At 64.8% G+C, this 22,204-nt stretch carries 22 protein-coding genes; 9 read left to right on the forward strand and 13 right to left on the reverse strand.

Features of this window, described 5'->3' with window-relative positions:
* On the forward strand, positions 1-592 hold a 592-nt coding region (locus D0901_RS17485), incomplete at its 5' end, for a YeiH family protein (RefSeq protein WP_129141590.1).
* 107 nt (positions 593-699) lie between these two features.
* Here the strand turns inward: D0901_RS17485 and D0901_RS17490 are convergent.
* The 9 genes from D0901_RS17490 to D0901_RS17530 form a co-directional block, all read right to left on the reverse strand.
* On the reverse strand, positions 700-2,040 hold the full coding sequence (locus D0901_RS17490) for a UDP-glucose dehydrogenase family protein (protein ID WP_129141591.1): 1,341 nt from the start codon (positions 2,038-2,040) through the stop codon (positions 700-702).
* Positions 2,041-2,100: 60 nt separating this feature from the next.
* On the reverse strand, positions 2,101-3,108 hold the full coding sequence (locus D0901_RS17495) for an NAD-dependent epimerase (RefSeq protein ID WP_129141592.1): 1,008 nt from the start codon (positions 3,106-3,108) through the stop codon (positions 2,101-2,103).
* Positions 3,109-3,186: 78 nt separating this feature from the next.
* Positions 3,187-3,690: a hypothetical protein gene (locus D0901_RS17500; RefSeq protein WP_129141593.1), complete on the reverse strand. Its 504-nt coding sequence runs from the start codon at positions 3,688-3,690 to the stop codon at positions 3,187-3,189.
* A gap of 56 nt (positions 3,691-3,746) precedes the next feature.
* Positions 3,747-4,331, reverse strand: a complete 585-nt coding sequence (locus tag D0901_RS17505) for a hypothetical protein (protein WP_129141594.1) — start codon at positions 4,329-4,331, stop codon at positions 3,747-3,749.
* Between the two features lie 347 nt (positions 4,332-4,678).
* A complete protein-coding gene (locus D0901_RS17510) occupies positions 4,679-4,921 on the reverse strand; it encodes a hypothetical protein (RefSeq protein ID WP_129141595.1) in 243 nt (80 codons plus the stop codon).
* A 77-nt stretch (positions 4,922-4,998) separates the two neighbouring features.
* Positions 4,999-5,955 carry an OmpA family protein gene (locus D0901_RS17515; RefSeq protein ID WP_162500909.1) on the reverse strand — a complete coding sequence of 319 codons (957 nt, stop codon included), beginning with the start codon at positions 5,953-5,955 and terminating at the stop codon, positions 4,999-5,001.
* Positions 5,948-6,763 (reverse strand): motility protein A, encoded by an 816-nt coding sequence (locus tag D0901_RS17520; protein ID WP_129141597.1) that lies wholly within the window; start codon positions 6,761-6,763, stop codon positions 5,948-5,950. Before D0901_RS17520 ends, D0901_RS17515 begins: the two co-directional genes overlap by 8 nt.
* Positions 6,764-6,993: 230 nt before the next feature.
* Positions 6,994-7,239: a hypothetical protein gene (locus D0901_RS17525; protein ID WP_129141598.1), complete on the reverse strand. Its 246-nt coding sequence runs from the start codon at positions 7,237-7,239 to the stop codon at positions 6,994-6,996.
* 493 nt (positions 7,240-7,732) lie between these two features.
* On the reverse strand, positions 7,733-8,113 hold the full coding sequence (locus D0901_RS17530) for a histone-like nucleoid-structuring protein, MvaT/MvaU family (RefSeq protein ID WP_129141599.1): 381 nt from the start codon (positions 8,111-8,113) through the stop codon (positions 7,733-7,735).
* 375 nt (positions 8,114-8,488) lie between these two features.
* On the opposite strand from D0901_RS17530, the gene bioA reads away from it, so the two are divergent.
* A complete protein-coding gene (gene bioA / locus D0901_RS17535) occupies positions 8,489-9,787 on the forward strand; it encodes an adenosylmethionine--8-amino-7-oxononanoate transaminase (RefSeq protein ID WP_129141600.1) in 1,299 nt (432 codons plus the stop codon).
* Between the two features lie 261 nt (positions 9,788-10,048).
* On the opposite strand, the gene D0901_RS17540 is transcribed toward bioA, so the two are convergent.
* The gene (locus D0901_RS17540; protein ID WP_203234898.1) at positions 10,049-10,237 is read right to left on the reverse strand and encodes a hypothetical protein; all 189 of its coding nucleotides are present in this window, start codon (positions 10,235-10,237) and stop codon (positions 10,049-10,051) included.
* Positions 10,238-10,481: 244 nt separating this feature from the next.
* Here D0901_RS17540 and D0901_RS17545 point away from each other — a divergent pair, with 244 nt between their 5' ends.
* The gene (locus D0901_RS17545; protein ID WP_129141601.1) at positions 10,482-11,837 is read left to right on the forward strand and encodes an 8-oxoguanine deaminase; all 1,356 of its coding nucleotides are present in this window, start codon (positions 10,482-10,484) and stop codon (positions 11,835-11,837) included.
* A 65-nt stretch (positions 11,838-11,902) separates the two neighbouring features.
* The gene (locus tag D0901_RS17550; protein ID WP_129141602.1) at positions 11,903-13,249 is read left to right on the forward strand and encodes a uracil-xanthine permease family protein; all 1,347 of its coding nucleotides are present in this window, start codon (positions 11,903-11,905) and stop codon (positions 13,247-13,249) included.
* Positions 13,250-13,309: 60 nt separating this feature from the next.
* Here the strand turns inward: D0901_RS17550 and D0901_RS17555 are convergent, their stop codons facing one another.
* Positions 13,310-13,738: a hotdog fold thioesterase gene (locus D0901_RS17555; RefSeq protein ID WP_129141603.1), complete on the reverse strand. Its 429-nt coding sequence runs from the start codon at positions 13,736-13,738 to the stop codon at positions 13,310-13,312.
* A gap of 321 nt (positions 13,739-14,059) precedes the next feature.
* Between D0901_RS17555 and D0901_RS17560 the strand changes: the two genes are divergently transcribed.
* The 5 genes from D0901_RS17560 to D0901_RS17580 all read left to right on the forward strand — a co-directional run bounded on the left by D0901_RS17560 (position 14,060) and on the right by D0901_RS17580 (position 20,859).
* On the forward strand, positions 14,060-15,229 hold the full coding sequence (locus D0901_RS17560; RefSeq protein WP_129141604.1) for an isovaleryl-CoA dehydrogenase: 1,170 nt from the start codon (positions 14,060-14,062) through the stop codon (positions 15,227-15,229).
* 99 nt (positions 15,230-15,328) lie between these two features.
* Positions 15,329-16,936 (forward strand): carboxyl transferase domain-containing protein, encoded by a 1,608-nt coding sequence (locus D0901_RS17565; RefSeq protein ID WP_129141605.1) that lies wholly within the window; start codon positions 15,329-15,331, stop codon positions 16,934-16,936.
* A gap of 136 nt (positions 16,937-17,072) precedes the next feature.
* Positions 17,073-17,906: an enoyl-CoA hydratase-related protein gene (locus tag D0901_RS17570; RefSeq protein WP_129141606.1), complete on the forward strand. Its 834-nt coding sequence runs from the start codon at positions 17,073-17,075 to the stop codon at positions 17,904-17,906.
* Entirely contained in the window at positions 17,903-19,960 is a 2,058-nt protein-coding gene (locus D0901_RS17575; protein WP_129141607.1) for an acetyl/propionyl/methylcrotonyl-CoA carboxylase subunit alpha, read from the forward strand. Before D0901_RS17570 ends, D0901_RS17575 begins: the two co-directional genes overlap by 4 nt.
* Positions 19,960-20,859, forward strand: coding sequence for a hydroxymethylglutaryl-CoA lyase (locus tag D0901_RS17580; RefSeq protein ID WP_129141608.1), 900 nt, complete (start codon positions 19,960-19,962; stop codon positions 20,857-20,859). Before D0901_RS17575 ends, D0901_RS17580 begins: the two co-directional genes overlap by 1 nt.
* 186 nt (positions 20,860-21,045) lie before the next feature.
* Here the strand turns inward: D0901_RS17580 and D0901_RS17585 are convergent, their stop codons facing one another.
* Positions 21,046-21,393, reverse strand: a complete 348-nt coding sequence (locus D0901_RS17585) for a DUF3024 domain-containing protein (RefSeq protein WP_129141609.1) — start codon at positions 21,391-21,393, stop codon at positions 21,046-21,048.
* A 46-nt stretch (positions 21,394-21,439) separates the two neighbouring features.
* Positions 21,440-22,006: a GNAT family N-acetyltransferase gene (locus tag D0901_RS17590; protein ID WP_129141610.1), complete on the reverse strand. Its 567-nt coding sequence runs from the start codon at positions 22,004-22,006 to the stop codon at positions 21,440-21,442.
* Positions 22,007-22,204: the final 198 nt, after the last annotated feature.

Here is a 22,204-nt window from a genome sequence, read left to right on the forward strand (position 1 = left end):
GACCGAGACCACGATCCGTTCGAAGCCCGCCGCCACGTCCATGGCCGTGGCGACGGTGGTGCTGTTCGGCTCGCTGGCGATGCTGGTCTACCCGCTGCTCTACCCGCTCACCGGCATGGACGAAGGGCTCTTCGGCATCTACATCGGCGCCACCGTCCACGAAGTGGCACAAGTGGTCGCCGCCGGCGATGCGGTGGGCCCGCAGGCGCTGGCCAACGCGGTGATCGTCAAGCTGGTGCGGGTGATGCTGCTCGTCCCCTTCCTGCTGGTGGTCGGCCAGTGGTGGATCCGCCGGCAGGCCAGCGAAGGCAACACCGAGGTGGTCCGCGGCGGTCTGGTGATCCCCTGGTTCGCCTTCGGCTTCCTGGCGATGGTCGTCTTCAACAGCCTCGTCGCCCTGCCGGCGCCGCTGCATCAGTCGCTGGTGGTGATCGGACAGATCGCCCTGGCCATGGCGATGGCCGCGCTGGGCTTCGAGACGCGCCTGGAAAAGCTCAAGGCCCTGGGGGTCAAGCCCTTCCTGCTGGCCCTGTGCCTGTTCGCCATGCTCCTCGCCGGCGGCATGCTGGTCACGCCGTTGCTGATGCGTTGATCGCCCGCTCCGGGCCACCTGAAATGCCAAGGCCCCGGCTCATGAATGGCCCCCGATCGTCGGGAGGTTCGTTCATCGAGCCGGGGCCTTGTCGATACAGGGCGGCTTCAGTGCCTGGCCAGAGAGGCCCCGCGCCCCACGGCGTAGTAGAGCAGTCCCGCCTCGCGGGCCGCCTGCGGGTCGTAGAGATTGCGGCCGTCGACGACGACGGGCACCGCCAGCGTCCGCCTGAGCCAGGCGAAGTCGACGCTGCGAAAGGCCTTCCATTCGGTGCAGATCACCAGCGCATCGGCGCCGGCCACGGCCTGTTCACGGCTGTCGACGAGGTCCAGCTCGTCACGCTCGCCGTACAGCCGCCGGCACTCCTCCATGGCCTCGGGGTCGAAGGCCCGGACACGGGCACCAGCGGCCCACAGGGCTTCCATCAGCGTGCGGCTGGGCGCCTCGCGCATGTCGTCGGTATTGGGCTTGAAGGCCAGGCCCCAGACCGCGACGGTCTTGCCGGTCAGGTCGCCGTCGAAGGCCTGGGCCAGCTTGCCGAACAGCGTGGCCTTCTGGCGCTGGTTGACCGCTTCCACCGCCTCGAGCAGCTCGGCCCGATAGCCGATATCGCCGGCGGTGCGTGCCAGGGCCTGGACATCCTTGGGAAAGCAGGACCCGCCATAGCCGCAGCCGGGATAGATGAAGTGATAGCCGATCCGTGGATCCGAGCCGATCCCGCGTCGCACCTGCTCGATGTCCGCGCCCAGCCGCTCGGCGAGATTGGCGATCTCGTTCATGAAGCTGATCTTGGTGGCCAGCATGGCATTGGCCGCGTACTTGGTCAGTTCGGCGCTCTTCACGTCCATGACCATCAGCTTCTCGTGATGGCGGTTATAGGGCGCGTAGCATTCGCGCATCAATGTCTCGACCCGCGACGAGTCGGTGCCGACGATGATCCGCGCACCGTGGGTGAAATCCTCGATCGCCGCACCTTCCTTGAGGAACTCCGGGTTGGAGCAGACATCGAAGGTCAACCGACTGCCGCGCGCGTCGAGGGCCCGACGCACCTCGGCCTCGACACGCTCGGCGGTCCCCACCGGCACGGTGGACTTGTCGACGATCACCTTGTCGTCGTGCATGTGCTCGCCGATGCTGCGCGCCACCGCCAGCACGTACTGAAGATCGGCGCTCCCGTCCTCGTCCGGGGGCGTGCCCACGGCGATGAACTGCAAGGTGCCGAAGGCCACCGCGTCGGCGACGTCGGACGTGAAACGCAGCCGTCCTTCGGCGACGTTGCTGCGCACCATGGCCTCCAGGCCCGGCTCGTAGATGGGGATCTCGCCGGCCTCGAGACGGGCGATCTTGGCCGTGTCGACATCCATGCACAGCACGTCGTGGCCGACATCGGCCAGGCAGGTTCCGGTGACCAGGCCCACGTAGCCGGTGCCGAAGATGGTGATTTTCATGGCAAAGCTTTCCTGTCGATTGTGTTGGCGCCGACAAGCCGTCGCCGCACCGGGTGACGGTCAGACCTGATAGAAGTCGCGATACCAGTCGACGAATCGGGCAACCCCCTCGTCGACGCCGACCCGCGGCCGATAGCCGGTTACCGCGAACAGCGCCTCGGTATCGGCCCAGGTCTGGGGCACGTCGCCCGGCTGCATGTCCTGAAAGTCGCAGCGCGCCGTGCGCCCGGTGGCCGAGGCGATGGCGCGGATGAAATCCATCAGCGAAACCGGGCTGCCATGGCCGATGTTGTACAGCGTGAAGGGCGCACGCGCGACATCCGGGACCGTCGCTTCACTGGTCCATTCGCGATGCGCGCTGGGGATCACATCCTGGATGCGCACGATGCCCTCGACGATATCGTCGATGTAGGTGAAGTCCCGCGACATCTCGCCATGGTTGTAGACCGACAACGGGCGGCCCTCGAGAATCGCCCGGGTGAACTTGAACAAGGCCATGTCCGGGCGCCCCCAGGGGCCATAGACGGTGAAGAAGCGCAGCCCCGTGGTGGGGATGCCGTAGAGGTGCGCATAGGTGTGCGACATCAACTCGTTGGACTTCTTGGTCGCCGCATAGAGGCTGATGGGATGATCGACGTTGTCGCGGGTCTCGAACGGGACCTTGGCATTCATGCCATAGACCGAGCTCGACGAGGCATAGATCAGGTGCGGAACCTGCTGATGACGACAGCCTTCGAGCACGTTGAGGTGCCCCACCAGGTTGGACTGGGCATAGACACGCGGGTTGTCGATCGAATAGCGCACCCCGGCCTGGGCCGCCAGATGAATCACTCGATCGAAGCGCTCGGTGTCGAACAGCGCCTGCATGCCGGCATCATCCGCCAGGTCGAGCCGCTCGAAGCGCACATTGGCAAAGTGCGCCAGATCCTCGAGCCGCGCCTGCTTGAGGCCGACATCGTAGTAGTCGTTGAGGTTGTCGATACCGACGATGGTGTGTCCATCGCCGGCCAGGCGTTTGGCGACCGCATGGCCGATGAAGCCGGCCATGCCGGTGATCAGAATGTTCATGACACTACCGAACCGCGAAAAATGCGCCACTATACCATGCGCCTTCTCGGACGCGCGCCCTTCTCGCGGGCGATCCCTTCAGGCAGCACGGCGTGCGGCGAGCCACCCGGCCAGCCCCATGATCAACAAGACCACGGCGCCCAGACTGATCGCCGCCAGCGCATTGTCGAGCGAGGCCAGGCGCGGGTCATCGGGGGGGATATCGGGCGCGCGACGCAGCCCGTACAGCGCCAGTTGCCCGGCACCGGCCACCAGCGTCAACAGCAGTCCCAGCGGCAGACAGGACGCCAGGGCCGGCGGTACCGGCAAGCGTGGCCAGCGCCACTCGCGACGCGGCCTGGGCGCCTTGCGGCCCGCGCCCTTGGCCGCTTGCTTGCCCTTCTTTGCCGATGACGCGCCCGCCGCCCCACGGCGCTGCTTGCCATCGCCGGCGGAGCGGCGGTTCGTCGCCGCGCCCCGGGGCTTGCGTTGCCCGGCCCGAGAGGCCTTCCTTGGCGTGCCTCGTGACCAGCGACGCACCAGCGACACCGAGACCACGCTCATCAAGGCCAACAGGGATGTAAAAAAGATCAACGCCGGCATTGCCATCCGCTCAAGTCAGTAACCTCGAGAAAGGGTAACGCGATCCGCCTCGGCCGTCAGGCACTCATGCCCCGGTCTCCCGTGGCGGCAGCAGATGTATCGCGCGGTGACGCGACCTGCTCGAACTGGGCCAGCAGATCCGACTGGTGCGTGGAAAAGCGGGTCTTGTGCAACGCCCCACGGGCATCGAGCCACTCCACCTCGTTGATACCATCGACCAGGGCCTGATTGGCCTCGGCCGCGGTCCTGGGGGCCACGTCATTGATCGAGCAGATCAGGGCGCGTTCGGTGATACGCCCGCGCAAGGGGCTGTTCTTGCCCAGCCGCAGGATCTTGAGCACGGCGTTACGCGTATTGCCGCTTTCATCGATACCCTGGGTCGGCGGTTCGTGATCGTCATGCTCCCGGTGACGCTCGAGTTTAGCGATCTCGTCACAGAGCCGGGTCATCGCGAAGGCCATGAAGAACAGCATGGCATTGAGCACGACCATGCCGATGGGCACGAGGTGAAGCTGGGCAATCAGGGTCTGCGGTTGATTCCGGGGATCGAACTCCAGCAGCATCAGCGTCGTGTACGGCGCAGACGCCAACGCGATCAGCCACACAAGGCTGAGAACGGCGACTCGCGACTTCTGGCCCATGTGCTCCCCCGCGAATTATTGTCTTCTATCGGTGGTCACGCCGTCTTGGAGGCCACAGGGTATGCCATGAAACCGAGTCCCGGCAGCCGACGGTCTTTTCCGATGGGATCGACTCTCGATCAGTCGATTGAAACATCTCCTACAAAGGTTATTTCAAAGTGTTGCAGAAAGAATACCGGTATTATCGTAACAAAAAGATATCGAGGATTACTTTTGATGTCGTTTGGTAACGCGATCCACGGTCGGGGACGAAACAAGGCCCCCCGCCGCGGGCGCAGGCGAGGTCCGCAGGGCGCCGGAAACACGCGGGGCCACCTCATGGCGAGCCCGCGTGTTTGCGACAGACGTCACGTCAGGCCGGCATTCCTCAATTCGGCCGCGAACTGGTGCGCGACGCGATTCATCTGTGTCGGGTCCACACCCGGCAACATCTTCCGCAGCTCCGCAAACAGGCTCTCGGCATTAGAATGGCGACCGGAGTAGATCAGCAAGAACAGATATTGTTCGATCTGCTTGTCGGTATAGGCGCTCGCGGCATTGCGCGAGCGCGTCTTCCAGGTATTGGTGCGAGTGTTTCGATTGTTCGACATGGCCCTGCCAAGCTTTACGAGTTGGCCCCCGCGGATACGGGGGCTGGCGAATCTCATTCCGGCGGATGATACCTCATTCACGAGGCAGGGGCATGAATGAGGATCTCGACACGGCGGTTTGCCGCGCGCCCCTGGTTCGTCGCGTTGCTCTGCAAGGGACGCGTGTCGGCGTACCCCACGGCGCGCAGTCGCGACGGATCGACCCCGGCCTTGACCAGATAACGCAGAATGGCCGTCGCCCGGGCGCTCGACAACTCCCAGTTGGACGGGAACCGCGGCGTGTCGATCGGCACGCTGTCGGTATGTCCTTCGACGGAGATTTCTCCCTCGTACTGTTCGAGCAGCGACACCAGCCCCTGCACGACGTCGCGTCCGGGATCGGTCAGATCGGCATCGCCGGAACCAAACAGCAGATGGTCCTGAATGCGCAGGTTGATGCCACCCTTCACGCGAGACACTTCGACGCCGTCGATCACCGGCAGCGGGCTCTGCTGCGGCATCGCCCGAGCCACGGCGAGTGCCGCCAGCCTGGCGGGCTCGCTGATCAGCGCCTGGCGCGCCCCGACCTGCCGGGCGGCGGCGAGCGCCGGCGCCGAAATCGCCACGTCACGCGCGTCTGACCGCGCGGGGGCCATCATCCCTCGCCCCGCGATCAACTGAGCGCTGGCCAGCGCCACAGGGTTGATTCGCGGTGGAGCCTGCAACGCCGTGATGCGGATGCCCGTGCCGCGTGGCATGGTACGCGGACCGCCCGCGCTCGGTGCCGCGCCGGCAGAAACCCGACGCGCCGCCGCCACCGCCGCGCTATCGATCGCCTGGGCCGCGTTGGCCTGATTCGCCTCGAGCGCCCCGCGCACGGCACCGACGATACCCCCGGCCCCGCCGCTGACGGTGAGAAGCAGCACGAACAGGGCGACCAGCAGGGTCATGATATCCATGTAGCTGATCATCCAGCCATCGCCGTCGCGTTCATGCGGGTGGACCGCCAGCAATCGATGGTGGCGGTCATTCCGGCGCCGGGGATGTTCAAGCATTGACGGGGCCGTCCTTGCGCTTGAGCCGCCTTGGCGGCGGGTCGCGCATCTCGTCATGCGGCGTGGCCACGAAGGAGTTGAGCGTTTCCTCGACGAACGACGGCAACCGCCGCTTGGCGATCAGCGATACGCCTTCGAGCACCATGTTCATGGCGATCAGCCGCTGTTCGGTACGGCGCTCGAGTTTGACGGCGATCGGCTTGCAGACCAGGTTGGCCAGCAGAATCCCGTAAAAGGTCGACAGCAGGGCGACGGCCATCTTGGGGCCGACGGTGGCGATTTCACCGAGCTGCATGACCTGGAGCATGTTGACCAGCCCGACCAGGGTACCGATCATCCCGAAAGCCGGAGCGTAGGCTGCCATGGTGCGAAAGATCTGGGCTTCGGCAAGCTCTCTGGCCTTGAGACGGGCGATCCGCCAGTGCAACAGATCGAGGACTTCCTCTTCGCGGGTGTTATCGATGACCAGCTGGACCCCGGTACGCAGGAAGGGATTCCGGGCCTGTTTCAGCAGCTTCTCGACGGCGCGGATGTCGCCCTTGAACCAGAGGCGGGCCATCGCCACGAGCTCGCGGATGTCCTCCTCGATGTAGCTGTCCTCGCGCCGGAAGACCACACCGACCAGCCGTACCACGCGAACCACCTCCCGCAGCGGATAGCTGATGAAGGTGGCCGCCAGCGTTCCGGCCAGAACGATCAGGAGCCCGGGCAGGTTGACGAAGCCGGTCGCCGAATCGGCGCTCAACAACACCACACACCCAAGCAGCAGCACGCTTGCGACGATGCCGATCAGAGTGGATACATTCATTCGGGACGAATCTCGTTGGGGATTCAGGAGGCGTCCATCGTAGCGCTCCCCGGCAGCGGCAAAACCATGAAAAGGCGTGATACGCGACCGCCTTCTTGCCACTACCCCGCCCTAGCGGCCCTACCGGGCGGCATCAACGGGGACGCATGGCAGGGCGAGGGATGCCTGGAACAGGACGTTGCGAATGGCGGCTGCACGGAAAGAGTGCGGAAGAATGCCGTTCGGATGGATCAGCTCGCTTCATATTCCAGCATGATACTCAGCAGATCACGAACGCTATCGTCGCTTTGCTGGAAGTCTTTCATGAGATCGCGCAACTGCTTTTCGAAATCGCGCCTTGCGTTACGCGAAGATGCCTCGCTGGACGCGTCCAGGTCTCGCAGGGCCTTGGCAAAGGCGTCGTCGAGTTCATTGAACTGACGCAGCTTCTCGCGCTCGCTGAGCTGCGAATTCCTTCTCGGGCCGTAGTTTTTCATAGTCTCAAGACAACCGTGCCTTATCATTCTCGATACATCGCACACACGAACGATGTCCGAGGAGATTAACGAACAGCACACTGGTCAATTAACAGCGAATCATGGACCCACGGAAGAGGCCATGGGACAGTGCGGGGATGCCATCCTACCCCAAGATGCTGGAATTGCAAACAATCGACGAGGTCTCGGGCGATTCCTCGCCGATTGCACGGATCATCGGGATGACCGCACCCGACGGGATTAGAACGCCTTTCACAACCGGTAGATGAAACAGGCTTCTCCGGCGGCAGGGCGTCGCGAGGGCGCTGTAAACCCCTCCGTGGGCGCTACCTTTGCTATCTGACCACCATGGATGGCGGGAATGCCGGAATGGAAAGGAGCATTTTCCGGCCATGGCAAAGGACCCTCGCTTTGCCCTGCCACCGGCGCCCATCATCAGAGGGTTTGGAAATAAGCTCTAAGCCGACGGCAAGGCGCGTCATCGCAGGCGATGTCAATCTTCGGTGCGCACCAGCCAGGATTCGACGGTCTCGGCACCGTGCTCGTCCTTCCACGCCTTGAGCGTCTTCTGGTTGCCACCCCGGGTTTCGACGACTTCCCCGGTGTGCGGATTCTTGTAGATCTTCAGTTTACGCTTGCGCCGGCCACTGGACGTCGTCTTGGCCTGGCTGGCAGCCGTGCTCTGCTGCGGTTTCGGATCGAGCATGTCGATGACGTCTCGCGGGCTCTTGTCGAACTCGCTCATGAGCGCTTCCAGGCGCTCCTTGAAGTCCAGTTCGTTCTTGAGCCGCTGATCGCCTTCGAGCTGCTTCAACTCTTCACTGAGTTGCTTGAGCAGCTGTTCTTTCTTCATGTACTCACTGAGTAGCGACATTGGGATGTTGCCTTCTTTCTTCGGATGGGATTAACGAGATGCCCCTCCATTATCAACCGATAACGCTTTTATGCCAAGTGCGAGTTATCGGCGTGGCTCTTTTTCACTTTTCGGCTAATTTCCTTTAAGTAATCGCCGTCCGTCAATACGTGACCGGCGGCTTTCGAGCCGACGGTTAAATCTGCCACTCGCGGGCATCCCGGAACAACGCGAATAGCGGCTTGCCGACTCCCGGTGAAAAGGGCTGCAGGGGAAAGCAATGCGTCGCGATCGTGAAGGGGGCGGTAGAACGGCACGAGTCCGGCAGCGGGCCATGGACACTACTGGCCCCCGTCGCTAGCATTGTCAACCAATTAAAAGATACAAGGTTGACTAATGAACCAATCCCTTCCCCCCTCATCATTGTGGCACCCCTACGCGCAGATGCTCACCAGTCCTACGGCACCCACCGTCGTCGGTGGCGAAGGCGCCCGCTTTCATCTGCAGGGCGGCGAAACCCTCATCGATGCGACCTGCTCCTGGTGGTGCATGATCCATGGTTACGGGCACCCCAGGCTGGTGAAAGCCATCAAGGACCAGGCCGACACCCTGTGCCATGTCATGCTCGGCGGCCTGAGCCACGAGCCGGCTCAACGGCTGGCCGACACCCTGGTACGCATCACCCCGGCGGGATTGAACCACGTGTTCTTTTCCGACAGCGGCTCGGTGGGCATGGAGGTCGCCATGAAGATGGCCGTGCAGTATCAGGTACAACGCGGACAGCCGGAGAAACACCGCATGCTGTCACTCATGGGTGCCTACCACGGCGATACCACCGGCTGCATGGCAGTCTGCGACCCCGAGGAAGGCATGCATGCACTGTTTGCCGGATTTCTGCCCCGGCACCATTTCGCGCCAGCCCCCCGAGCCGGCTACCACGCCACCCGCGAGGCCATCGATACCGACATCGCCGCCCTTCGGGCAACGCTCGAACGATGCCACACGGAGACCGCCGCCCTGCTGATGGAACCCATGCTGCAGGCGGCAGGCGGCCTGAACATGACCTCACCGGCATACGTCAGGGCGGCTCGCGAGCTATGCGATGAATTCGATATCCTGCTGATCTTCGACGAGGTCGCTACCGGCTTCGGCCGCACCGGCAAGCTGTTCGCCGCCGAGCACGCCGGCGTCACGCCGGACATCATGGTGCTTTCCAAGGGGCTGACCGGCGGCTATCTCGGCCATGCCGCGACGCTGGCGACGTCTTCCGTCTTCGCGGCCTTCCTCAGCGACGATCCGGGCCGGGCCTTCATGCATGGCCCGACCTTCATGGGCAACCCACTGGCCTGTCGCGTGGCGCTGGAGAGCCTGGCCGTCTTCGAGGAAGAGGCCTACCTCGACAAGATTGCCGGCCTGAACACGATTCTCCGTGAGGAGTTGCAGGAAGACGGCGACCTGATTGGCAATTCACGTATCGCCGACGTCAGGGTGCTGGGCGCCACCGCCGTCATCGAGGTGCACGATGACGCGGACCTCGACGGTGCTCAGGCGTTCGCCCGCTCGCGCGGGGTCTGGTTACGCCCCTTCGGTCGCTGGCTCTACACCATGCCGGCCTACGTCACCACGCACGACGAGATGCGCCGGATAACCGGGGTGATGAAGGATTGGTTTGCCACGACCTCGTCATCACATTGACATGTGAACGCGCCAGACTGAGCGGGTAAAACACCACCGCGCCACATCGCTGCATCAGGCAACGGACACTGCCGTTCAGCGCGTCACGGAAGCGAGAGCGCAGGAAGCGCTCAGGGAACGGCCGCAAGGCCGTGCGGCAGGGATGACCGCCCAGGGAGCCTTGAGATCACGCCACGGAAACTGCCGTGGCGTCTTTGTTGGCAGACCAGGCACCGCCGATGGAGGATAGCATTCGCGCCCCAGCGGATGGCTGAGCCGGTGTCAGCAATTGCCTTTCTTGGCCTGGCCCGGCGGACAGAAGTCCCCATCGCCGCGACCGTGATCATGGTCGTGGTGACCATCGCCAATCTCGACGACCGGCTCAGGGTCGATGCGAGCGGGTGTGTAACTGCAGCCGGCCAGTACCATGGTACTCATCATCAGGGTCATCAGGGCTCGTATCGGCAACATGGCTATTCTCCTTTTTCTGGTCGGTTTTTCTCCTCGCTGCCACCCTAGCGAAAAACGGCACACGGCATAAGTCGCCAGATGGCGACAAGATCCCGCCTTGACAACTGAAGTCACGATCGACGATTTTGGTATACAACAATAGTACACAATACATCTCCGGCATCGGACAGGCACCTGAACCACCTTGAGGTGGGTAACCCTCGAACGTGATGGGGGTGTTGCGTCCATTGCTGAGGAGACTTCAATGACCGAGACAAAGCGCACTCTCTGGATTCGTCAGCCCCTCGCCTGCAGTGATGCGGCCGCGGCCGGCGGCGTGGTGATACAAAGCGAGCGAATCATCGAAGCCGTGGCGGATGGCGCCCGGCCGCAATCCCGCGTCGACGACGTTTTCGACGCCGGCAACCATGTGCTGCTGCCCGGGCTGGTCAATACCCATCACCACGTCTATCAGACGCTCACCCGCGCCTACTCGCCGGCGCTCAACAAGCCGCTCTTTCCCTGGCTGACCACCCTCTACGATGTCTGGGCCAACCTCGACGAACCGCAACTGGCGCTGGCCAGCGAGCTGGCGATGGTCGAGCTGCTGATGTCCGGCTGCACCACGGTGGCCGATCACCACTACGTGTTCTCCGGCGCACTGACCCACGCCATCGACGTCCAGGTCGAGACCGCCCGGCGTCTCGGTGTGCGCGCCGCGCTGACTCGCGGCTCGATGAGTCTGGGACGCGATGCCGGCGGCCTGCCGCCGCAATCGGTGGTCCAGGACGAGCGCACCATCCTCGACGACAGTCAGCGTCTGATCGACCGTTATCACGAGCCCGACGACGGGGCGATGACGCGCATCGCCCTGGCGCCCTGCTCGCCCTTCTCGGTGAGCCGCGAGCTGATGCAAGAGACGGCGCGCCTGGCCGAGAGCAACGACGTACGCCTGCACACCCATCTCGCCGAGACCGCCGACGAAACCGCGTTCTGCCAGCAACAGTTCGGCCTGCGCCCGCTCGACTACCTGGAAGCCTGCGGCTGGCTGAGCGATCGTACCTGGCTGGCCCACGGCATCCACTTCGACGACGACGAGATCGTCCGGCTCGGCCGGGCGGGCACCGGCATCGCCCACTGCCCGTCGTCGAACATGGTGCTCGGTTCGGGACTGTGCCGCACGCTGGAACTCGAGGCGGCCGGCGCGCCGGTGGGCCTGGCCGTGGACGGCTCCGCCTCCAACGATCACTCCAACCTCGCCGAGGAGATGCGCCAGGCGCTGCTCCTGGGGCGGCTGCGCTACGCCCCGGGCGAGATCACCCACGAGACGGTGATCCGCTGGGCGACTCAAGGCTCGGCACGCTGCCTGGGGCGCGACGACATCGGCGGGCTGGCGGCCGGCCAGCAGGCCGACCTGGCGCTGTTCCGGCTCGACGAGGCGCGCTTCTCGGGCGCCGAGAATCCGCTGGCGGCGCTGCTGCTGTGCGGCGCGCACCGGGCCGACCGGGTCATGGTCGCCGGTCGCTGGCGGGTCACCGACGGCGAGCCCTGCGACGTCGACCTGAGCGAGCTGCTGGCCCGCCACAGCCAGGCGGCTCGCCGCCTGCGCGAGGCGCTGTAATTCCGCGCTGCCAGGCGGCAGCGCGTTGCTACCCCTGCCACAACAACAACCCGGAGAAAGACTCGATGACCACCGCTTCCGAGCCGGTTCAAGAGACGCCCCCGCGCGTGCGCAGTACCCACGACGTCAACGCCATGCCCCCGCTCCGGCGCGCGATACCGCTGGGCATCCAGCACGTGCTGGCGATGTTCGTCAGTAACGTCACCGTGCCGATCATCATCGCCGGCGCCGCCGGCCTGTCCGAGGCGCAGACCACGCTGATGATCCAGGCGGCGATGTTCGTCGCCGGGATCGCCACCCTGATCCAGTCGCTGGGGCTGGGACCCATCGGCGCGCGACTGCCGATCGTCATGGGCACCAGCTTCGGTTTCGTGCCGGTGCTGATTCCCATCGCCGTGGGCATGGGCGTGCCCACGGCGCTTGGCGCGGCGCTGTGCGGCGGCGTCGCGATGGCGCTGGTCGGGCTGTTCCTGCCCTATGTGCGTTTCCTGTTCCCGCCGGTGGTCACCGGCACCTTCGTGATCATGATCGGCACCCTCCTGATGCCGGTCGGTTTCGCCTACATCGGCGGCGGCTTCGGTGCTGAGGACTTCGGCGCCCTGCACCACTGGCTGCTGGCCGCGCTGGTACTGGTCGTGACCATCGGCCTGCACCAGTTCGGCCGAGGCATCTGGTCGGAGATGTCCCCCCTGGTGGGGCTGGTCACCGGCTTCGTGGTCGCTCTGCTGTTCGGTTACGTGGACTTCTCCGGCCTGCAGTCCGCCGCCTGGTTCTCGTTGCCGGTGCCCTTCGCGATCGGCGTGGAGTTCCACCTCGCCGCCATCCTGCCGGTGGTGCTGCTGGCGATCGTCACCTGTGCCGAGTCGATCGGCGACATCGTCGGTACCACGGTCGGTGGCGCCAACCGCGAGCCCACCCCCAAGGAGCTTTCCGGCGGCGTCATGGCCGACGGTCTGGCGAGCGTCTTCGCGGCGATCTTCAACGCCTACCCGCAGATCAGCTTCAGCCAGAACGTGGGCATCGTCGCCCTGACGGGCGTGATCAGTCGCTTCGTGGTCGCCATCGGCGGCGGCTTCCTGGTCATCGCCGGGCTGCTGCCCAAGCTGGGCGCGATCATCTCGGGCATTCCCAACTCGGTCCTCGGCGGCGCCGTGGTGATCATGTTCGGCATGATCGCCAGTGCCGGCATCAAGATGCTCAGCGGTATCGAGTTCAACAAGCGCAACATGCTGATCATGGCCATGTCCCTGGCCACCGCGCTGGGCCTGCCCGCTCAGGAAGGCCTCTACGCGGGACTGCCGGACAACCTGACGGCGATCGTCGATTCCGGACTGATCCCCGGCGCGCTGATCGCCATCGTGCTCAACCTGATCCTGCCCCAGCACGACCGGGCGATGCGCGACTCGGTATAGGTTTCGGCACCCGTTGGTGACATGGCGCCCCGGCCCGGTGCCGGGGCGTCTTGCGGCCTGTCAGTCCCTGGCGTTGACCACGGCCATGGTCAGCCGCGAAATGCACACCAGGCGGCCACGCTCGTCCTCGATGCGGATCTCCCAGACCTGGGTACTGGCACCGATGTGCCAGGGCCGTGCCGTCCCGTGGACCCAGCCCGAGCGCATCGCGCGCAGGTGATTGGCATTGATCTCGAGCCCCACCGCCTGCTTGCCGGGCTCCTTCAGACACATGTTGGCGGCGATACTGCCCAGGGTCTCCGCCAGGACCACCGAGGCGCCGCCATGCAACAGCCCCATCGGCTGATGCGTTCGCGAATCCACCGGCATCCGGGCACTCAGCGTCTCCTCGCCCAGCTCGGTGAACTCGATCCCCAGATGGCTGACCAGCGTATCCCGGCAGCTCCTTTCCACGTCATCCAGCGTGGGCGTTCCCGTCCATAATCCCATGTGTCTTTCTTCCTCTGCTTGCGACCCGGCGCTCCAGGCAGAAGCCCGGGAGCCATATTGACGTTAACGTAAAGCACTTCTACCGTCAGACAAAGATATCCTGCACGGGCATGCAGATACCAATGTCAATGCAGCGTTCGGCAGATCTCGTGCCGGTCGCCTCATGGCGCCGCCGCGAGCGGGGCTGAGACGATGGTCGGATGGCGAAACCGGTCACGCCACCTTACGTTAACGTCAACGGAAACAAGCGACCGGCACCCCGCTTGAGAATCGACACGCGCCGCCCCTGACGCCGCCCGCTTCGCCAAGGAGAACCCAGCCATGCACGCCCCCTATACGCCACTCGACTTCGGCCTCCCCGACGAACTGAACATGCTGCGCGACCACGTCAACGCCTTCGCCCGCGACGAGATCGCGCCGCGGGCCGCGCAGATCGACCACGATAACGTCTTCCCCGAGGATCTGTGGCGGAAGTTCGGCGACATGGGCCTGCTCGGTATCACCGTGCCGGAAGAGGACGGCGGCAGCGGCATGGGTTATCTCGCCCACTGCATCGCCATGGAAGAGATCTCGCGGGCCAGCGCCTCGGTGGGCCTGTCCTACGGCGCCCACGCCAACCTGTGCGTCAATCAGCTCAAGCTCAACGCCAATGCCGGGCAGAAGGCCAGGTATCTGCCCCGGCTGATCAGCGGCGAGCACGTCGGCGCGCTGGCGATGTCTGAACCCGGCGCCGGTTCCGACGTGGTATCGATGAAGCTGCGCGCCGAGAAGCGCGGCGATAGTTACGTGCTCAACGGCAACAAGATGTGGATCACCAACGGCCCCGACGCCGACGTGCTGGTGGTCTATGCCAAGACCGACCCCGACGCCGGCTCCAAGGGCATCACTGCATTCATCATCGAGAAGGGCTTCGCCGGTTTCTCCACCGCGCAGAAGCTCGACAAGCTGGGCATGCGCGGCTCCAATACCTGTGAGCTGGTGTTCGAGGACTGCGAAGTCCCGGCCGAAAACGTGCTCGGCGAGGAAAACCGCGGGGTGAAGGTTCTGATGAGCGGGCTCGACTACGAGCGCACCGTGCTCGCCGCCGGGCCCATCGGCATCATGCAGGCGGCCATGGACGTGGTGGTCCCCTACCTGCACGAGCGCCAGCAGTTCGGCCAGTCGATCGGCGAGTTCCAGCTGGTTCAGGGCAAGGTGGCGGACATGTACACCACCCTGAACGCCTGCCGGGCCTATCTGTATGCCGTGGCCAGCGCCTGCGATCGCGGCCGTACCTCGCGCAAGGACGCCGCCGGGGTGATCCTCTACTGCGCCGAGAAGGCCACCCAGGTGGCGCTGGACGCCATCCAGCTGCTCGGCGGCAACGGCTACATCAACGAGTATCCCACCGGGCGACTACTGCGCGACGCCAAGCTCTACGAGATCGGCGCCGGCACCAGCGAGATTCGAAGGATGTTGATCGGTCGCGAACTGTTCAATGAATCGGCATAAACCCAGCGGTAAGCCATAAGCTTTAAGCGGTAAGTAACTGCATTGAGGCTTTTCTTACAGCTTCCGGCTTATAGCTTATAGCTCATCTCGGAGAGATGAATGGCTATTCTTCAGACCCAGATCAACCCGCGCACCGAGGCCTTCCAGGCCAACGAGGCGGCGATGCGCGCCGAGGTCGGCAAGCTCCACGCGCTGACCGCGTCGATCGCCCGGGGCGGTGGCGACAAGGCCCGCGAGCGGCACGAGTCCCGCGGCAAGCTGTTCGTTCGCGATCGCATCGACCACCTGCTCGACGAGGGCGCGCCGTTCCTCGAGATCGGCGCGCTGGCCGCCCATGAGGTCTACGGCACCGAGGTGCCGGCGGCGGGTGTGGTCGCCGGCATCGGCCGCGTGTCCGGCGTGGAGTGCGTGATCGTCGCCAACGACGCCACGGTCAAGGGTGGCACCTACTTCCCGCTCACGGTGAAGAAGCACCTGCGCGCCCAGGAGATCGCCCGCAAGCACCGCCTGCCGTGCCTCTACCTGGTCGACTCCGGCGGCGCCCACCTGCCCCACCAGGACGAGGTGTTCCCCGACCGCGACCACTTCGGGCGCATCTTCTACAACCAGGCCACGCTCTCCGCCGAAGGCATCCCGCAGATCGCCGTGGTGATGGGCTCGTGCACCGCCGGTGGCGCCTACGTGCCGGCCATGGCCGACGAGTCGATCATCGTGCGCAACCAGGGCACCATCTTCCTCGGCGGCCCGCCGCTGGTGAAGGCCGCCACCGGCGAGACGATCAGCGCCGAGGACCTGGGCGGTGCCGACGTGCACGCCAAGGTCAGCGGCGTGGCCGACCACTATGCCGACAACGACGCCCACGCCCTGCAGCTCGCCCGGCGCGCGGTATCGCGGTTGAACTGGCACAAGCGCGGCGAGCTGGCAATGCGAGAATCGCGCCCGCCGCGGCTCGACCCGGACGAGCTCTACGGCATCGTGGGGACCGACCTCAAGAAGCCCTATGACGTGCGCGAAGTGATCGCGCGACTGGTCGACGACTCCGACTTCGACGAGTTCAAGCGCTACTACGGCGACACCCTGGTCACCGGCTTCGCCCACTGGTGCGGCCACCCGGTGGGTATCGTCGCCAACAACGGCGTGCTGTTCTCGGAGTCCGCCGTGAAGGGCGCGCACTTCATCGAACTCTGTGCCCAGCGCGGTATTCCCCTGATCTTCCTGCAGAACATCACCGGCTTCATGGTCGGTTCCAAGTACGAGCAGGAAGGCATCGCCAAGCACGGCGCCAAGCTGGTCACCGCCGTGGCCTGCGCCAAGGTGCCCAAGTTCACGGTATTGATCGGCGGCAGTTTCGGCGCCGGCAACTACGGCATGTGCGGCCGTGCCTATGACCCCAACCTGCTGTTCATGTGGCCCAACGCACGCATTTCGGTGATGGGCGGCGAGCAGGCCGCCAACGTGCTCGCCCAGGTCAAGCGCGACCAGTTCGAGCGCAGCGACGAGACCTGGAGCGAAGCCGACGAGAACGCTTTCAAGGCGCCGATCCGCGACCAGTACGAACGTCAGGGCCACCCCTACTACGCCAGCGCACGGCTGTGGGACGACGGCGTCATCGACCCGCTGCAGACCCGCGACGTGATCGGACTGGCGCTGGCGGCAGCGATGAATGCCGAGATCGAAGAGACGCGCTTCGGGGTGTTTCGGATGTGAGCCCCTTGCTGCGCAAGGGGAGCTATAAGCTTGAAGCTGTAAGCTGGAAGTTTCCACCGCACGCTTCGAAGGCCTAACTGGGGTTCTTACAGCTTAACGCTTACGGCTTACAGCTTTACCGATGAGGCCGCTGTATATGACAGACACAACAAGCTTTGCAAAGCTTCGGATCGATTCCCGCGGCGTCGCCCGGCTGACCCTCGACAAGCCCGACGTCCACAACGCCTTCGACGATGCGCTGATCGGCGAGCTCAATGGCCATCTCGATCGTCTGCACGACTCTGCCGAGCGCGGCGAGGTGCGCGTGGTGGTGCTGGGCTCCGAGGGCAAGCACTTCTCCGCCGGCGCCGATCTCCACTGGATGAAGCGCATGGTCGACTACAGTGTCGATGACAACCTCGCCGATTCCCGTGAGCTGTCGCGCCTGATGCAGCGCCTCGACAGCCTGCCCTGCCCCACGCTGTGCCGCGCCCAGGGCGCGGCCTACGGCGGCGCGGTGGGTCTGGCGGCGTGCTGCGACATCGTCGTCGCCTCGGAGGCGGCGCGATTCTGCCTCTCCGAGGTCAAGATCGGCCTCTCGCCGGCGGTGATCAGCCCCTATGTGCAGCGCGCCATCGGCAGCCGCCAGATGCGCCGCTTCGCGCTGACCGCGGAAGTCATGGACGTCACCACCGCGCAGACGCTGGGCCTGGTCCACGAAGTCGCCGGCAGCCACGAACTCGACGAGCGCGTCGAGCACTACGTCGCCCGGCTCCTCGAGGCCTCGCCCCGGGCGCAGCGCGCCACCAAGGCCCTGCTCGCCGAAGTGGCCCGCGACCCCGACAGCGATGCCACCCGCGAGACCACCTGCCGGGTGATCAGCGAGCTGCGCGTCAGCGACGAAGGCCAGGAGGGCCTGGCCGCCTTCTTCGACAAACGCCCCCCCGCCTGGCGACCGGCCGGCGACGACGACAAGGAATCCCGCTCATGAGTCTCGCCACTGCGCCCCGCCCGCTGGGCTCGGTACTGATCGCCAACCGCGGCGAGATCGCCTGCCGGGTGATCCGCACCGCCCGCCGCCTGGGGCTGCGCAGCATCGCCGTCTATTCCGATGCCGACGCCAACGCCCGCCACGTCCGCGAGGCCGACGAAGCCGTGCGACTGGGACCCGCACCGGCCCACGAGAGTTATCTCGACATCGACGCCGTGATCGAGGCCGCCCGGCGCACCGGCGCCGACGCCATCCACCCGGGTTACGGCTTTCTCTCCGAGAACGCCGAGTTCGTCGCCGCCTGCGAGCGCGCCGACATCGCCTTCGTCGGCCCGCCGGCCTCGGCGATCGCCGCCATGGGCGACAAGTCCGCCGCCAAGGCGCACATGGAGACCGCCGGCGTGCCGCTGGTCCCCGGCTACCATGGCGACGAGCAGAACGACGATCACCTCAAGACCGAGGCCGAACGCATCGGCTACCCGGTACTGCTCAAGGCCAGTGCCGGTGGCGGCGGCAAGGGCATGCGCGTGGTCGAGTCCAGCGACGATTTCCAGGCCGCCCTCGACGGGTGCCGCCGCGAGTCACGCGCCGCCTTTGGCGACGACCGCATGCTGATCGAGAAATACCTGACCCAGCCGCGCCACGTCGAGGTCCAGGTGTTCTGCGACAGCCAGGGCGACGGCGTCTACCTGTTCGAGCGCGACTGCTCGGTGCAGCGCCGCCACCAGAAGGTACTCGAAGAAGCCCCCGCCCCGGGCATGACCGAGGCACTGCGCCGCGAGATGGGCGAGGCCGCCGTGCGCGCCGCCCGCGAGATCGGCTATGTCGGCGCCGGCACCGTCGAGTTCCTGCTGGATGCCGATGGGTCCTTCTATTTCATGGAGATGAACACCCGCCTGCAGGTCGAGCACCCGGTCACCGAGATGATCACCGGCGAGGACCTGGTCGAATGGCAGCTCGCCGTCGCCGCCGGCCTGCCGCTGCCCAGGACGCAGGATGAACTCACCATCAGCGGCCATGCCTTCGAGGCCCGGCTCTATGCCGAGGATCCGGCGCAGGACTTCCTGCCGGCGACGGGGACCCTCGAGCGTTTCGGCCTCGACCTGACCGGCGCCGCACTGGACGCCGAACGGGTACGCCTCGACAGCGGCGTCGAGGCCGGTGACGCAGTCTCGATGCACTACGACCCGATGCTCGCCAAGCTGATCGTTCACGGCGACGACCGCGACCAGGCGCTGGCCACCCTCAACCGCGCCCTGGCGGCGCTCGACGTGGTCGGCGTGACCACCAACCGCGCCTTCCTGCAGCGTCTGGCCGGCCACCCCGCCTTCCAGCGCGCCGAACTCGACACCCGCTTCATCGAGCATCACCACGACGAGCTCTTCGCCAACCGCGCGCCCGACGCCGCCACCTACGCACGGCTCGCCCTGCAGGCGCTCGATCACCTGCAGGGCGAGGCCGACGACGCCCCCTGGGCGCGTCGCGACGGCTGGCGGCTCAACGCCCCCCGCCAGGTGCGCATCGCCCTGGCTGACCCGACCCATGCCGCGGACGCCAGTGACAGCGACGCGATCGTTACCGTGCGCGCCGAGCGCCCGAGCGCCAACGGCGACTGGCGCCTCAACGTCAACGGCGAAAGCTTTCAGGGCCAGTTACAGCGGCTCGACGGCGACGCCGTGGCAATCACCCTCGACGGCCACCGCCGGCGCTACCTGGCACGTCACGAGCGCGCCGCCGACGGCGACCGGCTGATTCTCGGCGATGTCCACGGCGAAGTGCGCCTCGCCTGGCGGCGACTCGACGCCGTCGACCACGGCCAGCACGAGGTCGACGCCACCCTTACCGCGCCCATGCACGGCACCGTGGTGGAACTGCTCGTCGAGCCGGGGCAACGCGTCACCAAGGGCACGCCGCTGATGGTGATGGAAGCGATGAAGATGGAGCATACCCTGAGCGCCCCCGCCGACGGCCACGTGGATAGCTTCCACTTCCAGAGCGGCGATACCGTCGGCCAGGGGGACATGCTGCTGGCATTTCAGGCAGGAGACAGTTGATGGCACTTCCCAGACAGGTCCGCATCGTCGAAGTCGGCCCCCGCGACGGCCTGCAGAACGAACCCGAGGCAATCAGCACCGCCACCAAGCTGGAGCTGATCGACCGCCTGGGCGCCGCGGGCCTTACCCACATCGAGGCGGCAAGCTTCGTCTCGCCCAAGTGGGTGCCGCAGATGGCGGATCACCGCGAGGTAATGTCCGGCCTGGCCCGCCGGCCCGGCGTGACCTACGCCGCCCTCACCCCCAACCTCAAGGGGCTGGACGCCGCGCTGGAATGCGCTGTCGAGGAAGTCGCCGTGTTCGGCGCTGCCAGCGAGGCCTTCTCGCAGAAGAACATCAACTGCTCGATCGCCGAATCGCTGCAACGCTTCGCGCCGGTACTGGAACGCGCCAAGGCCGCCAACGTCCGCGTGCGAGGCTATGTCTCCTGCGTGCTCGGCTGCCCCTACGAAGGCGAGATCGCCCCGGACAGGGTCGCCGAGGTCGCGAAGGCGCTGTATGAGATGGGCTGCTACGAAGTCTCGCTCGGAGACACCATCGGCACCGGCACCCCACTCAAAGCCAAGCGCATGCTCGAAGCAGTCAGCCGCGGCATTCCCAGGGACAAGCTCGCCGCCCACTTCCACGACACTTACGGTCAGGCGCTCGCCAACCTCTACGCCGTGCTGGAAGAAGGTATCGCCGTGATCGACAGCTCCGTCGCCGGCCTCGGTGGCTGCCCCTACGCCAAAGGGGCCTCCGGCAACGTGGCCAGTGAGGATGTCGTCTACCTGCTCGACGGCCTCGGCATCGAGAGCGGCATCGATCTGGATACGCTGGCGAAAACCGGTACCTGGATCACCCAAACCATCGGTCGGCCCAATCGCTCCAAGGTCGGTGTGGCAATCGCCGCCCGGTGACCCAGAGCGAAGTCGCAACAGCGCAGAAAACGAAAAAGCCCCTGAGCCAGCAAGCTGGCTCAGGGGCTTTGCGTTGTGTCAGCCATGCGTCCCTGGTGGAAAATTAACACCACTGTTACCCGACTCCCGAGGGCATCCGGCGACCAGCCGCCAGGCCGGAAACGCGCTTGAATGACGGGTTACCTGCTACCCGAAGAAACAGCCATTTTTGTCAGCACTCACGATGGCAAAGAATTCCTCGATGGAGCGTGACTCAGGTTCTGGCGTGTACGAATGCCACTTTAGATCGCTACGCATCCAGTAGATTTTCCAGCGTTGAGATTTCTTGACGTAGGTCGCTTTGGCTACCGGCGATTCAATGTTCATGGATGGATCCCGAAAATGGGGGAGAATTTCGACAATCTGAACGCTTTGACCTGAAACCCGAACGGCTAGATCCAACTTGGCTCTGATCTCGACTGGCGGCCTCTGATCTTCAAGAAATTCAGAAGCGGCCCGCTCAATTTTCTTTGCTTCGAACTCACTGAATGCCATATAGATTCTCTATGGGAACGTCCACATAACGCCGCACTCACCGGCTTTAACGATGCAACGCCTTGTCAAACGATGACAGCTCCGATGCCAGCATCGAATAGAGGGCATGGTCCACATAGCTGCCGTGCAGGTACTCACGCTCTCGAAGTACGCCCTCGAATGTAAAACCCAAGCGCTCGGGGACCGCCCGACTTCTTGCATTGCCCGTCGCACAGGCAATCTCAATTCGATTCAGTTCGTGCTCATTAAACCCTATGTTCACCAAAGATCTCACGGCGGATGTCATGATGCCTTTCCCGACGTAGGCCCGACTCAGCCAGTAGCCGACCCCGCCAATCCTATTCGCCAGCTCGAATGGGTGGAAGCCACAAGCCCCGCACATTGCGCCGCCATAAAAGATCGCGTACTGAGGGCCCTTGCCAGCTTCATACTGGCAGAGCGTCGACTTGATGAATGATTCAGTGTCATTCGCTGTTTTGGTTCCATCAACCCATGGCAACCATTCTCGCAGGTGATCTCGACTTCCATCCACCAAATCAAAGAGCTGCTCGGTGTGTTCCAGGCTCAGCAATTTCAGTTCAACTGCTTCAGTGACAAACAAACCCGCCTCCATTTGCTTAACACCTAGGCTCGGCGGCCGACTTGGTAGCTCGCCGCGCCGGAAAAGCGATCCCGTTGACCGATCGGTTATTAGCCATATCTACAAACGTTCCGCTGCTCTCTGAGCGGATCGTGAATTCCACATCAGCCTCTAAATTCAGAACTCCACACTCTATTTAGATCGTCCGTGAGATGTACCGCGCAAACAAAA

The sequence above is a fragment of the Modicisalibacter coralii genome, assembly GCF_004117855.1.
Classification (GTDB): Bacteria; Pseudomonadota; Gammaproteobacteria; order Pseudomonadales; family Halomonadaceae; genus Modicisalibacter; species Modicisalibacter coralii.